The 13,808-nt window shown below is 58.0% G+C and carries 12 protein-coding genes and 2 pseudogenes; 6 read left to right on the plus strand and 8 right to left on the minus strand.

Features of this window, described 5'->3' with window-relative positions; translation table 11 throughout:
• Positions 1–80: 80 nt before the first annotated feature.
• Positions 81–983: an alpha/beta hydrolase gene (locus D0Y60_RS19965; protein WP_199564237.1), complete on the minus strand. Its 903-nt coding sequence runs from the start codon at positions 981–983 to the stop codon at positions 81–83.
• A gap of 106 nt (positions 984–1,089) precedes the next feature.
• On the opposite strand from D0Y60_RS19965, the gene D0Y60_RS19970 reads away from it, so the two are divergent.
• Together D0Y60_RS19970 and D0Y60_RS25105 are read left to right on the plus strand one after the other, a co-directional pair.
• Positions 1,090–1,992 carry a LysR family transcriptional regulator gene (locus tag D0Y60_RS19970; RefSeq protein WP_117371721.1) on the plus strand — a complete coding sequence of 301 codons (903 nt, stop codon included), beginning with the start codon at positions 1,090–1,092 and terminating at the stop codon, positions 1,990–1,992.
• An 11-nt stretch (positions 1,993–2,003) separates the two neighbouring features.
• A pseudogene (locus D0Y60_RS25105) lies at positions 2,004–2,207 on the plus strand (integrase); the annotation flags it as partial.
• Between the two features lie 151 nt (positions 2,208–2,358).
• Here D0Y60_RS25105 and D0Y60_RS19980 read toward each other — a convergent pair.
• A complete protein-coding gene (locus D0Y60_RS19980) occupies positions 2,359–2,892 on the minus strand; it encodes a dihydrofolate reductase family protein (protein ID WP_117371722.1) in 534 nt (177 codons plus the stop codon).
• Between the two features lie 248 nt (positions 2,893–3,140).
• On the opposite strand from D0Y60_RS19980, the gene D0Y60_RS19985 reads away from it, so the two are divergent.
• Positions 3,141–3,740 (plus strand): MBL fold metallo-hydrolase, encoded by a 600-nt coding sequence (locus D0Y60_RS19985; RefSeq protein ID WP_117371723.1) that lies wholly within the window; start codon positions 3,141–3,143, stop codon positions 3,738–3,740.
• A 2,458-nt stretch (positions 3,741–6,198) separates the two neighbouring features.
• On the opposite strand, the pseudogene D0Y60_RS19995 reads toward D0Y60_RS19985, so the two are convergent.
• From D0Y60_RS19995 to D0Y60_RS20020, 6 genes and pseudogenes are all read right to left on the minus strand, one after another.
• Positions 6,199–7,061, minus strand: a pseudogene (locus D0Y60_RS19995) (lytic transglycosylase domain-containing protein).
• Positions 7,062–7,300: 239 nt separating this feature from the next.
• Positions 7,301–7,525, minus strand: coding sequence for a VOC family protein (locus tag D0Y60_RS25110; RefSeq protein ID WP_245409247.1), 225 nt, complete (start codon positions 7,523–7,525; stop codon positions 7,301–7,303).
• 396 nt (positions 7,526–7,921) lie between these two features.
• On the minus strand, positions 7,922–9,136 hold the full coding sequence (repC, locus tag D0Y60_RS20005) for a plasmid replication protein RepC (protein WP_117371725.1): 1,215 nt from the start codon (positions 9,134–9,136) through the stop codon (positions 7,922–7,924).
• A gap of 153 nt (positions 9,137–9,289) precedes the next feature.
• Positions 9,290–10,240, minus strand: a complete 951-nt coding sequence (gene repB, locus D0Y60_RS20010; protein ID WP_117371777.1) for a plasmid partitioning protein RepB — start codon at positions 10,238–10,240, stop codon at positions 9,290–9,292.
• Positions 10,237–11,448 (minus strand): plasmid partitioning protein RepA, encoded by a 1,212-nt coding sequence (gene repA / locus D0Y60_RS20015; RefSeq protein WP_117371726.1) that lies wholly within the window; start codon positions 11,446–11,448, stop codon positions 10,237–10,239. The genes repB and repA overlap by 4 nt, the downstream gene beginning before the upstream one ends.
• A gap of 383 nt (positions 11,449–11,831) precedes the next feature.
• Positions 11,832–12,188 (minus strand): transcriptional regulator, encoded by a 357-nt coding sequence (locus D0Y60_RS20020; RefSeq protein ID WP_117371727.1) that lies wholly within the window; start codon positions 12,186–12,188, stop codon positions 11,832–11,834.
• Positions 12,189–12,283: 95 nt separating this feature from the next.
• On the opposite strand from D0Y60_RS20020, the gene D0Y60_RS25115 reads away from it, so the two are divergent.
• The 3 genes from D0Y60_RS25115 to D0Y60_RS20035 are packed head-to-tail and all read left to right on the plus strand — an operon-like array spanning position 12,284 to position 13,808.
• Positions 12,284–12,823, plus strand: a complete 540-nt coding sequence (locus D0Y60_RS25115; protein ID WP_117371728.1) for a hypothetical protein — start codon at positions 12,284–12,286, stop codon at positions 12,821–12,823.
• A gap of 2 nt (positions 12,824–12,825) precedes the next feature.
• A complete protein-coding gene (locus D0Y60_RS20030; protein WP_117371729.1) occupies positions 12,826–13,512 on the plus strand; it encodes a lytic transglycosylase domain-containing protein in 687 nt (228 codons plus the stop codon).
• Positions 13,509–13,808, plus strand: coding sequence for a TrbC/VirB2 family protein (locus D0Y60_RS20035; protein WP_117371730.1), 300 nt, complete (start codon positions 13,509–13,511; stop codon positions 13,806–13,808). The genes D0Y60_RS20030 and D0Y60_RS20035 overlap by 4 nt, the downstream gene beginning before the upstream one ends.

Here is a 13,808-nt window from a genome sequence, read left to right on the forward strand (position 1 = left end):
GGCCCGCCGTCAAGGCGGGCCTCTTATATACCCGGCCTCGAAGCTCACGGAAGGCAAGGCACGCGCAGCATCTCCACCGATCAGAGGTGCTGGCGATAGAAGGGGGCAAGCCTTGCGACCGCCTTCCCGACGGGTTCCGGCCGGTCGTAGAGGTCGTAGTGCGTGGCGCCCTCCACGACGAACAGATTCTTCTCGCCCTTGACGCGCGCGAACAGGTCCCTGCCCTCCTGCATCGAGCCGAACTGCCCCGGGACGTCGCCGGTGACGATCTGGATCGGCTGGGTCAGCAGGTCCTCGACCAGATTGAAAGCATCGAACGCCAGCACGCTGGCAAGGCTCGTAAAGCGCAGCTTGTTCGGCGAACATTCGTTCTGGCCCCGCGGCGTGCGATAGTAGTCGACAGCCTCGACGATATCGACATCGTCCATGCCTGCCTTCTCGCGTTCCTCGACACTGTCCGGAATCCAGTTGGCGATCAAGGGCTCGACGCCACGCGCTTCGGCCGTGCGCTGCTTGCCGATGTTTTCCAACATGGGGATCGCGCCGTAGCTGCGATAGGCGCGGCCGATATTCACGCCGACAACGGTTCCAACCGCCTTGATGCGGTGCTCGGTCATGGCCGCGTTCACGGCATAGCCGCCGCCGGCGCACACGCCGAGCACCCCGATCCGCTCCTCGTCCACGAAGGGCAACGTCGTCAGGTAATCGACGGCGCAGCGTACATCCTCGACGCGGGTCGCCGGATCCTCGATGTAGCGCGGCTCACCGCCACTCTCGCCCTGGAAGGACGCATCGAAGGCGATGGTGACGAACCCCTCCCCGGCGAGCTTCCCGGCATAGATGCCGGCCGTCTGCCCCTTGCAACTGCTGCCCGGATGCACGCAGACGATCGCCGCGTATTTCCTGCTCTCGTCGAAGTCCTTCGGAAGATGCAGGTTCGCTGCCACATCCCAGGTCCGGTTCCTGAACGTCACGGGTTTCATGATCGTATTTCCTCTTGGCTCTCTGATCTATGCAGCCAAGATAGGACTGGAGCGTCCCCTTGATTAGACGCTATAATCCGCATGCCGACATTAGCGGAGCTAATCAATGCCAGCGGAAAACCTGCGCGACCTGCATGCCTTCACCACCGTCGCCGAGGAAGGTAGCTTCACCCGCGCCGCCGCCCGTCTCGGCGTGTCGCAATCGGCCCTGAGTCAAAGCATTCGCGGGCTTGAAGAACGCCTCGGCATGCGGTTGCTCTCCCGAACCACTCGCAGCGTGGCGCCAACAGAAGCCGGCGAGCGCCTTCTTGCGAAAATCGGCCCGGCGCTACGCGAAATCGACGAGGGCGTCGCAAGCCTCAGCGAGTTGCGCGACAGGCCGGCGGGCACGATCCGGATCTCGGCAGACGAATTTGCCGTTCACCACGTCCTGTGGCCGGCAATCGAGCAGCTGGCGCCGGTTTATCCGGACATATCGTTTGAGATTACCGCCGATTACGGCCTCACGGATATCGTCAGCGGGCGCTACGACGCCGGGATACGCCGCGGAGGCCTCGTTTCCCAGGATATGGCGGCCGTTCGCATCAGCCCGGACACCCGCATGGCGGTCGTCGCCAGCCCAATCTATCTGCGCGACCGGCGGGCTCTCCATGCGCCGCAGGACCTGACGGCCCATTCCTGCATCAATCTTCGCCTTCCGACCCATGGCGAGTATTTCGCCTGGACGTTTCGCAAAGGAGGCAAGGAGCAACGGATAAGGGTCACTGGCCAATTCGTATTCAACACGCTGTCCTGCGTCCATCAGGCCGCCCTGTCCGGATTTGGGCTGGCCTACTTGCCCGAAGAACAGGCCAGGCCGGATCTGGAAAGGGGCGCGCTTGTCGAGGTGTTGGCCAACTGGCGCCAGACATTCGAGGGCTACCATATCTATTATCCCCATCGCCGCCACCCCTCCCCCGCATTCGCACTTCTTGTCGATGCGTTGAAACGGAGGATGACCACACGATAACCGGAGAGAAGGCCGGCATGCGCGGTGATCTTCCGGAAATCGCGCGGGCCTTAAATCCTCGGCCATTCATCGCCTGCCGGCCTCGCCTCCTCGGCCGAGGTCGACGAGCGCCATCTGCAAAAGCAGCTCGGCCATGCCGCCGCCGAGATATCCGCCGCGACCAGCGGCATCGGGACCGGTTTCGGACAACCTCATCAGGCCGCAGCGCTGTCTAAGCAGCATCGAGCGACGGTAAAGGCGATCGCAGAAACTTGGTTCCTGCGACGTTGCAAAAGTCAAACGCGAAACCAATTCAAAATCGGGCCTCTTGTACTAAGTGAGCAGCGGCCTTCACCTTAATGCGGACGTGTTTAGCAGCGCCTTCAATCAAGCGGGAACGAAGGTCAACCTGATGACTTCACCGCCGATCCGTTCGCTGGCCACAAGGCGCAGGGGTGGCCGAGGTCCAAGAAAGAAGGGCTTGCCGTGACCGACCACCACGGGGTGAAGGTAGAGGCGATATTCGTCGATCAGCCCCATATTGGTCAGGCTTTGCGCCAATCCTGGTCCGGAAGCGGCTATCTCTCCCGTCAGATCGGCTTTCAGCTTGCGTATCACCGCCTCAAGATCGTTGGCGACCAATGTGGCGTTGGGGCCGACCGACTGCAGCGAGCGCGATGCGACCCATTTCGGCTGGCGACGCCACACCACCGCGAAATCGCGTTGTTCCGGGGTCCAATCGGCTTGGTCATCGTCCCAGTAGCGCATGTCTTCGTACACATGGCGACCGTAGATGCTGCCGGTCAAATCGCGAACATGCTCGGTCCAGTGCTGAAAGAGTGCGGCATCGGGTGCCGGCAAATTCTGATGATCGACATATCCATCGAGGGACAGGTTCATTCCGAATACGATCTTCGCCATGTTCCAAAATCTCCGTGTATCGGTCCAAGGCAACAAATTTGACAATAGCGTTGATGTCAACTTATTTTCCGGCGTGGACAGAACCGCTCTGACCTTCGCACGGCGGCCGCGTCACCAGATGTCATGATGCCGACATTTCAACGAGAGGGCAGATGATGCCGGATAATGAAACCTGGACCGACGGTGTCGCTCAGACAGAACGTCCCGCGCTTTCGCTCACAAACCCTGGTTAGATACCGGAGCCGAATATGACAACAATCACGGTCACACGCCATCTTGTTGCCGATCTTCTGGCCGGAGACGAGCGCATGCCAGTCAATGTGCATGTGATCGATCATCCTGAAGCGCGCATTCTTATCGATACCGGCGTCAGAGACATCCACCCCATGGCCGCCGACATGGATCCCCGGCTCTATCCCTTCGACATCGATCCGGACAGCATTGACATCGTCGTCAACACCCACCTTCACTTCGACCACTGCGGCAACAATCATCTGTTTGCCGGCAGGCCGATTTATGTTCAGCGCAGAGAACTCGAAGATGCCCGCAGCATCGCAGATTACACCATTCCAGAATGGGTCGATCCGCCCGGTGTGTCCTACCGGATTATCGAGGGCGAGCACCAGCTTCTGCCGGGCATTCGCTTGCTTCCCGCACCTGGCCATTCGGACGGCTTGCAGATCGTGGTCATCGAGTCGGGTGCGCACCCAACAATCGTCGGAGGTGATGTCGCTGTCTGGTTCGGCGAATTGGACGAGCCTGCGTCGGAGGGCCAGATGCTTGTCCGTGCCCTCGAACCCGAGTTGGTCTGGCTCACCCATGTCAATGAACCGTGGCACAGGCGCTGACCGCACCGTACGGCAAAGAGTCCTCTATCGGAGAATGTTGGTTGCCAGGTCAATGACTGAAATGGGGTCGTAAGCTGTCGCTAAAATCCTGCAGACCGTCCGAACACTCATAATGAATTTGGTGGGGTGGAATCTCATTCTTCAAAGTAGCCCATTTCGCGGAGCCTGCTCTGACGAAAGCGAAGAATGGGTGCCCTGCTAGGATCATTTTCTGCCGAGATTTTCCTCGATCGAGTTTTTGGACGGTCTGCAGGATTTCTGAAGCCTGCAGAACCGCCGCCGGCAACCGAGTCTCTCCTCGCGTGCCATGAGAGACGTTCACAAATCATCATTTGTCAAACTGCTCATCGTTTGAACAAGTTATCTAGTCGTCGACAAACGGCGCGATCAATCGGAATCGTTGAAACTTCTAACCGACCCATAGCGAGCATTTCGCCTGGACCTTCCAGTAAAGGGGCGGGGAGCATAGCGTAAAGGTTAATAGGCAACTCATGTTCGATATGCGGTCCTGTGTCCACCCGGCCGCCCTGTCAGGCTTCGGGCATTTGCCGGAGAGCCAGGCCAAGCCGGACCTGGAAAGCGGCGCGCTTGTCGAGGTACTGACCAACTGGCGGCAGACATTCGAGGGCTACCATCTTTATTTTCCTCATCACCGCCATCCCTCCCCCGCATTCGCGCTACTTGCGCCCCCCAAGAGGAAGGTGGCCAGACAATAACGGAACGAATATCCGCGCGAGCTAGGCATAAATCGCTGGCGACCAAGCCCGCGGCCAATGTCCGACTCGATACGGTCGATGGCACCTTGATCACTCCCGGCTGCGCACCAGCGGCGATCGCCGCGCGGCTTGCAGTCTCCGCTTCGACCTGTCCTCGCTGCGTATCGCATACGCATAGGACGAGCGTCAGGCGCCAGGGCCTGGCTCGCCGCCCCTCCCCTCCCCCGCGGGGCGCCGCAGCCGAGAGACATTCATTGGCCACGGCCTATTCATTACAGGCTCATCACAAAACGCTCTCTCATCGAGCAGCACGCCATAAAGACGAACCTTTGAACCATGGCCTCGTGCTCTCCGCCGTCCCTCCCCGCCCGTTCATACTCAACGCTCGCGGACAGGCCCGAGATGCACACGCCAGGGACCTACATGCAGCGGACGCACGGGAGGTTGACCCTGTACGTCACCGCCCATGCCTCGTACGATAGTGATGACCCGCCGGTACGTGACGGGATTTGAATGTCGTGACAACGACTGCTCGCCCGGACAATAGTTTCGCCAGGCACTCTCGGGGCTCTGACTCGACCTCTCCACAGGCGAGGGCGATGAGCCGTAGAGCACCTCGGTCAGTTGCCAATCAAATCGCCTCGGTCTCGCTATTGATCGTTATCCGCGGATAACCTGGCTATCTCGTTGAAAGATATTCATTTTATCATCCCGCTCCTTCGCCAATCTGCCCCGCTCATCATTTAGGGGGTCGTTATCTATTCCCGCGATCGGTGTGCCCTGGGTTGAATACCATCCAGCCATTGGTCTAAAGCGAGGAGGAAAAGACATAACTTTCAATTAGTTAGCGCAGTTATCCGCGGATAATTCATGTCGACCCTGTCGCCCATATGTCAGAGGAGTCCTGGATCTAGCGACGGTCAGGACGACTTTAGGCGACTTCTGCGTTGATTGGATGAGATCAAGGACTCGCAGCGCGGCGTTAGTAGAAAAAACGCGCGGCTAGTCGGCCAATCGGCAAGGTGAGTCTCCATTTTTGTTTGGCCGAAAGGGAGAGAAGCTCAGGTTTGACGGCAGCAGACTTGAGACAAGCCGTGCCGTTAGCGTTTCGTATGTGGGCGAGACGACTTGACGTTGTCCAACATGGTAACCCTCTGTCGATCAAGGTCGTGTTTCGTGGAAGCAAAACCGGCATTTTCACGAACCGGCGAATGCGCGCCGCGCAAAGTGAAATTCTCGCGGTCGTCCCCGAGACGATCTACGCCAGTTCGATCAACACCCGGTCGAGACCGATAGCTTTCGGGCTTCATTCCCGAACCCTCACTCGAAGGCGACTGCAACAATCTGATCGGCGAGCTTCTCGATGATGGGCTAGACGCGCTCAACTTCGTTGGCCAGCTCCCACTTCATCGATGTGTAGCGAACCTGACCAGCGCTCTGGAAGGGGACACCGAGTTGGCGAGCAAAAACGGTTTGCGTGCCTTTTGGGCGAACTGGCACGAGCCACGGAACACTCCGCAAATCCGGTGAGAAAATCGACGCGCACGTCGGCGCGCCGCGCTGAACTCCTCCCTGTTCCTTCGCGAAGGGGCACTTCGCGACGCAGATCCATGCGGAGCGCTTCCCCTGGCAGAATTCGCACCGAAGGATCTCTTTCGCCGTATCATCTGCTACGCGTTTTCACGCCGGCGTCGAGATGAGAGATCGGCGGCGAGGAGGGGAGGGGTAACCGCTGGTCCCGGTCAGTTCTTAAAAACGATGCAGGCACCTCCGCACTTGCGAACTTCACGGCATACCGCCTCGGCTTCCTGCCGCGTTTCGCGGCCGATGCGGGCGGTGTATCGAGGCCTTGCCCCGAAGGCACGGTTGCGCTCCTTCTGGATCAGCGGCTTTTCCTTGTTCAGCGGTGCGGGCAGGGACCGGACGACCGACTGGAAGAGTCTCACTGCCACCGGCTTCTGGAAATGTCCTGCCAGCTGCGCACCCCACGGCGCCCAAATGCCTTCTGCTTCGAATTCCAAAGGCTTGAGGCGCCGCGTATCGGCAAGTGCGATACAGGCGTCCTCGAAAGATTCTGCCCGTCGAGACGCAGATCGATCGCCGTAGGCGCGTTGTTCCGCCAATCCTCTGCCGGATGTGCCGTGATATCTAGGACGTAATTGCGGGTCTCCTGCGGCAGGCTTCCGGTTTTCAGGAATGTCCGCATTCCGATTTCCCCTGCATTGTAGGCAGCGGCGGCTAAGCCGAGATTACCGAACCGGTCCCGCAGGTCATCGAGATACTCGGCCGATTTCTGCAATGCCTCCAGAGCGTCGAAACTGTTCGACAGGCCGCGGAGTCTTGCAGTGGAGGGAATGAATTGCGCTATTCCCTCCGCGCCCTTCGGGCTGACGGCATCTGGACGGAACCGGCTTTCCGTCCAGATCAGCCGTGCGAAGAAATCGGGCGGTAGATCGTTCCTCCCGGCAAAATGGGCAAGCGCCGCGCAGATGTCGCGATTGAAGCTCGTTGCGCGGACACAGAGCGATCCGGTGCTGGTGGTCGCGGAATAAAGACAAGGCGGCGCACGCCACTCTCTTTGCGCAATTGCGGGATTCACCCCCATGCAGAAGACCAGTCCTACTGCAGCCAGTAGGGCAAGTCTTCCCCTAATCCATCTCCGTCGAGCGCGCCGCATTGCTCCCATCATATCACTGATGCGAAACAAGAGGGAGAGGAGAGGGGCTTGGACTGCTCCCCCCGAGCAGAATTGCGAGTGGGGCCAGCGCGCTCTATGCGAGCATTTGATTGGCGCTCGTCGAAGGTCGAGCTTACGCGCCTGATCAAAAGGCCCGCGGGGAGAGTCTAACCTGCCGTTCCGTAGTTGATCATCCAAGGAGTTCCGTATCTGTCTGTCACCATGCCGAACCGTATCGCCCAGAAGGTCTGTCCAAAGGGCATCATAACGGCGCCGCCTTCTGTAAAGGCGTTGAAAATGCGCTCGGCATCCGCTTCGTCATCAAGCTGGATTGATATGCTGAAACCCGCCTTGGCAGCGCCGCCAATATCCGGCGGGGAGTCCGCGCCCATGAGCTCCTGGTCGCCCACGGTAAGAGGGGCATTGATAATCTTGTCCTGCCAATCTTGGAAACGTGTTCGCCCGCTGCCGTCTCGCCATGGGTGGTCATCGCGACGGTTTCGCCACCAAGTACCTCGGCATAAAATTCGAACGCCTCCCGGCAGTTACTGGCGAAGCTGAGATAGGATACGAACTTCATCTTCTTTCTCCTGAGTGAAGCGGGCAAGGTACTCCGGTCGTGCGAAGTAAAGACGATTGGCTAAGGTCGGAATCCGACATGGATCCGTCATAGTACGCTGCCAACGAACGACCTGCGCGCCCGACCACCGGCTAGAACCCTCCGTTACAGGTCGATATCAACCAATAACCTCACTTAGGCGTCGGAAATTCGATATCATCATAGATGGCTATCCAGCCCTTTCCACGCTGTGCGAATTGGCGCGGTAAAGCGCCATGACCATTGGTCCAAGCGAGAACTCGCCGCGGTCCGCTCGTCGCGTTAGATCACGCATATATCCTCCAGCGGAGTTAATGAGGTTGGCGCGTTCGAGTATGCATGCAACCGCGACAGCGGCGTTTTCCGGGCCCATTGTTTCACAAGCATCCTGATAGGCAGATGGACTTATGCCCAGCATTGATCGAACGACAACTGCAGCGGACATGAGATCCCGCCAGCTTGTGACCCCTCCACCTGGCCCGAAGTCGCCGATTTGCGGGCAAGCTTTCAGCACGATGCCAAGGGGAAAGGTCTTACGCGGTTCGCTGTTACGGTGCCTGGTCGCACTCGGCGTCGCGCCCTGCTCTTTTTCAGAGCTAGGTTCAAATTCAGCGGGGGATTCGGGTTTTGAATTCTGTATGTGCTGCTCAGTATGGACGTCATTGGTGCTTGCAAATTCAGTTTCTGATAGACTTTCCAAGCGATTAACGATCTCCTGCTTGAGAAGCTCCATCTCATCGAGGATATCGGTGATGTCAGCAATCGACGGCGTTCGGGGGAGGCGGGCGACAAGCTTGATGTACATATCCTCGATCGCGAGCCAATCACCATGGGCGCCTTCGTCCAGGGCCGCTGAAATCAGCTTACGCACGTCCCGCCGGCAGATCGTTAAGTCCTCCTTCGCTTTGCGAAAAGCGGCCCGTTCAGCCACGACTTGCTGCGCCAAGTGGGCCAATTCCTCCGCTCGAGCGAGGAGAGGGGATAAATCAAAGCCGAAGGCGGTCTCTATCTCTCCGGTTCTACCCTTTCGCACATATCGCTTCCCATTCGCACTGTCCCGTCGGAGGATCAGCCCTGCCTCGACCAATGCACCGAGATGACGCCGCATTGTGGACCCAGGCATGCCATTGGCTCTAAGCGAAAGCTGAAGGTTCGACGGGTAAACCACCAATTGGGCATCCTGCCGCAACTCGTCCTCGGGATAGAAACTCAACAATGCGTCGAGCACTGCTAGGCTATTCGACTGCAGTCCGAGCTGGTTCATAGCCGCTGAGGCGTCTTTCTTGAGCTTCCATTTATTCACGCTCTTGCCGACCTTTATGTCGGCCGCAGCGAGTTGTCGCCTCACGGCGGCAAGTGAAATCGGTCGAGGCCCAAAGGGCACCGCCACACTTCCCGTATTCATCACCTTCTACCTCTCACAAGGCAAAAGAAATTCGATCACCGAAACGGTGCCAAAGACTCTTGACGAAGATTCGTGGAAATGCGATTCTCAGCTTGCTACAGATTGAGAGGAGCTTCCACGGGCAACCGTTTGGGGGCTCTTTTCTTTTGCGGGTTACGTTTCCTTCTCACGTTTTGCCAACTGCTCTGCAAAGAGAGCGGGCACGCACTCCAAAAGGAACGCCGCGAATTCCGGCGTCGCCTTCTTGTCGATCGTGATTTCCATTTTTGTCTTGCTATTCTTCACTTGCGCCAGCCTGCGGCCATCGGGTGCCGACAGCACGCCTGCTGCACCACGCTCCACGCGGCGAGGCTTGAGAAAAGCCAGAACCTCCTTAAAACGGTCATGAGAGGGGAGCGCCTGAAGAGTCGATGCGAACTGGATTGCCGGCGCTGATGTGTCGGCCTTCTCCAATGCGCCAGACAGATCTTGCCAACTTCTTCGGCCAACCCCGTGCGCCGGGCCGACGGCGTCTATGAGTTCGGGTGGAAGCCCTGAAATTACAGACAACATTACTGAAAGCTCCGGCTTCGAGATCGACATCGCGGAGGTGATGACATCGCGAGTGAAGCGCTCGTTCAGCCGAGAGGCAAATCGCGCTTTCTCGATATAGGAGAGATCCTCGCGCTCGTTATTCTCCTGACCCTGAGCGACAACCAGCTCTTCGTCGGTGAGCTCACGGACGATGGCCTTCGCGTTCCGGCCGAGTTCCTTTAGAGCCCGCAGACGGCGGTGCCCAAAGGCAACTTGATACCGGCCCGGCATGTCAGGATGGGGACGAACGAGAATCGGGACCTGCTGTCCCTGATCTTGTATTGAAGACCGCAGCCCCTCTATGTCGCCGACCATGCGATCTTGAACGAACGAAGGATCAATGCTGTCGGTATCGAGTTCTATTACGGCCTGGCCCTCCGCTAGGCGCTTCTCGATATCGTCAGCACGGGCTTGCCTGGCCTTCTCCTCGCGAACTTGATTGGCCACCTGTTTGACAAGTTTGTTCTCCGCTCCCGTAGGTGGCGCGTCCGGCTCAACTTGGATCAGGTTGAGAAGGTTCTTCCTGCTCATGCTGCTCTGCCCCATGCCTTCTTGATCAAAGATTCAATCTCACCGTTAACGCTGTCCATCGAATCGAGCGCGCGATCATACGTGCTACGGTTGAATTGCCCACGCTCGATCTCATAGAGAGTTTGGTTGGTGATGCCCGCATCGGATACGGCGGTGGTCTTCAGCATTGGGTGATTTAGAACATGAGCGCCGAAGATTGAGCGCAGGTATCCGACCATCTGGTTCTGCGGCCCATCAGCTGGCTCAAAGCGCGTGATCAAATAGCGCAACCACGAGAAGTTTACGTCACCACCGGCCGCTTGAACTTCTCGCAAAAGATCGGCGACCATCGCCAGAAACTGGTTCATGGACATTACATCCAACATCTGCGGATGCACCGTTACGAGGACCGATGTGGCGGCGGTCAGAGCTGACAACGTAAGGTATCCAAGTTGTGGAGGGCAATCGATCACAACGATGTCATAGTCACCCTCAACATTGTCGATGACATTGCTCAAGCGAGCGAAGAACAGCGCTTCACCCGGTTTGCGCTTCATCAGCGCTCGCGGCGTATCGTGCTCGAACTCCATAAGTTCCAAATTCCCAGGAACGATATGCAAGCCAGGGATATAGGTCTCCCTAATCACCTCCTTAAGCGGTCGTTGCTCATCATCATAGCGGATCGCACCGTAGACGGTTTCATTTTCGCCGACGTCGAGTTCGGGTTGGTTGCCGAACAGCGCCGAGAGGCTAGCCTGGGGGTCAAGATCGAGCGCGAGTACCCGATAGCCGCGCAATGCTAGGTACTGCGCGAGGTGTGCCGATGTCGTTGTCTTGCCGGAACCGCCTTTGAAATTCATAACGGAAAGGATCTGCAGGGCTTCGTGACTGCGACGATGAGGGAGATACATGCGATCAGCACGGCCCACCTTGTCGAGGTGCCTGCGAATCTTGTCGATATCCTCGATCGAATACATTCTTCGCCCGCCTGCGGTGGTCGAAATATCAAGGCCTTCAATGTCATTTGAGATTTGACGGAGATAGACCTCACGCACCCCAATCAACTTCGCAGCTTCGGAAGGTGCAAAATGACGAATGCTCTTCTTAGCGACGGGCGGGAATACACTGAGATGATGCGCCTGCAACTGGGCACCGAGGGCGCTTGAGTGCCGCTCGATCAACTCAACGAGGGTCAAGGGTCCACTACTAGCTTCAGCCTTTTGATTCATCTTTTACCTAATCTCTTCCCAACAGCGCTTTGAAGCGGCCCATGAGCGCAAAGACCGCTGTTGCAATAAGCGCCGATTCTGTTCGCCGGACAAGCTATTTAAGGTTAACAGAATCTTAATGAACTCTCTCCTACTGGCGGACCAGCGACCTTACAGCGCTGGAAACACTAGCAAAAAAGCCGAACACGGCCGTCAGTTCGCGTAGGAATCGACGAACAGAAAAGAGTCGAAAACTCAATTTAGGTAGGCCCCGGAGCCCAAGTACGGCGTTTCGTGGTCGCCAACGTGACCCAGACAGGCGAATCAGGAGAGTATCAATGCTCCGCCCAGCCCCAGTTGCATGGCGCTGCGCACTTAGAATTTCATGATCAGTTAAATTGCGTTTAGCTGCCGCCGACTGCAGCACGAAGCAATGCAAAAACTGCCGGAGACAGCGCAAACTGTCTAGCCGTTCCGCGACCCATTGAGTTCTTTCCAAGCGTTTCAACGAGCACTCCGCGCGCAACGAGCAAGTCCATCGTCTCGACGACCCCGCCTCGGGTCATTCCGGTAAATTTGATGATATTTGAGAGGGTTAATGCTTCGCCGGCTAGGTGCATCATATAAAGGATGTTCAACACGCCGATCTGCTTGATCCGGGACTGCGCCGTCTCGTCTTCGAGCGGTTTTTCGAGAATCTCACGCACGGCGAAGGCCGATAGCGCTTGGCTTTGCCATCCGTCACTCAATTTGCTTGCCATCGATTTAACTATCTATTATTTGCATAGTATGAGCGTTGGGGAGAGACGATTCTTCGTATCCTGTCCAACGAAGTTTCAATCGGAGGGTAGGGGGCATGAAGAGCCTTTTCTTTCGTACGGTCATAACGGCGTTAGGGTTCGGTTCACTATATCTCAGTTCTGGACAAAGTGCTCGTGCCGACGAATGGGGTTGCCAGGTTGTCCTGTGCCTATCCAACCCCGGCGGCCCGACACAATATGCTGAATGCCGTCCGCCTATCCAGAAGCTCTGGAGATGGCTCGCCAAGGGCCGTTCTTTCCCGACCTGCAGCGGTGTTGGCTTCCAAAGCTCCCGCCTTCGGTACGAACCCTATTATTGCAACGACGGATACCGTTTGTCAGCCGGCTATGGCCCGACCGGGCGCGACGGAACCTGCGTGTCGACGTCGATGCAGCCGGTGAGCGACAGCCTGTGCCGGCGCGACAGAGACAGTGCCGGCGGGAGCAATGGCTCCGTGATCTCGCCACGCTGGCAGCAAAACGATGGCCGCACCCAGTGCATGGCCCACACCCTGAGCCGTCCACTGGTCCGTGAGAAACCTCGATACGTCGATGTGACGATCGACGGCGTCCGCAAGCAGAGGATCTGGTTCTAGGCATGCCCGTTGCTTTTCTCGATCTTGCGCAGACCTGCGCACCCTTTGTTGCGTCCGAAACTCTGGCCGGCGTGGTGAGTCTCGAGAGTCGGTTCGCGCCTTTCAATATTCGCATCAACAGTGGCCGGCCGCTCAAGACACAGCCGGCATCGAAGGCCGAGGCAATCGAGATTGCCACATCGCTGGTGGCCGAGCATCATGACATCCAGCTCGGCCTTGGCGGCATCGGGATCGAAGAGCTTCAAAAGCTGAAGCTCTCTATTTCCGACGCCTTCGATCCCTGCCTGAACCTGCAAGCCACGGCCACGCTGCTGGACGGCTACTACCGTCTGGCCGTCAAGGCCGGCGCAGATCCCGCCAGGGCCGAGCAAGTGATGCTTCGGTCCTACTATGGCCGTGACGATCCCTCGGTTGGCGCGATGGTCAACTACGACGGTCAGGTCCGCCGGGAGATCAAGTGGCTCGGTCCGACCATTGCTCGGTTGACGATCATGGATACGGGGGAGGGGAGGGGGATCGACGAACCTGCCGCCTCCGCCCCGGTCGACGTCGTCGCAGAAGTGGTTGCGGAAAACTCCGAGCGGGAAACCGCCTCGATCGCTTCCGCGCCGACGTGGGACGTCTTCAACAGCCGGCGCGGCTCTTCCGTCCTGGTGTTTCAGAAAAATCAAATGGAGCAGAGTGAATGACTTTCAGTTTCCGTATCCGCGCGTTTGCGGCCCCGTCTGCGATGGCATTCGCTATGGTAGCGTTGCTGGTCGAGCCGGCTTTTGCGCAGGCCGCCGGCATCGAGACGATCCTGCAGAACGTCGTCGACCTTTTGCAGGGCAACATCTTCAGGCTGTTCGCCACCATCGCCGTCATCCTGATCGCGCTCGCCTGGATGTTCGGTTACATGGACCTACGGCGCGCAGGGTATTGGATCGTCGGCATCGGCGTCATCGCCGGCTCCTCGGAACTCGTCAGCACGATCATCGGGAGCTGA

Source organism: Shinella sp. WSJ-2 (genome assembly GCF_003432075.1).
In the GTDB taxonomy this organism is placed as follows: domain Bacteria; phylum Pseudomonadota; class Alphaproteobacteria; order Rhizobiales; family Rhizobiaceae; genus Shinella.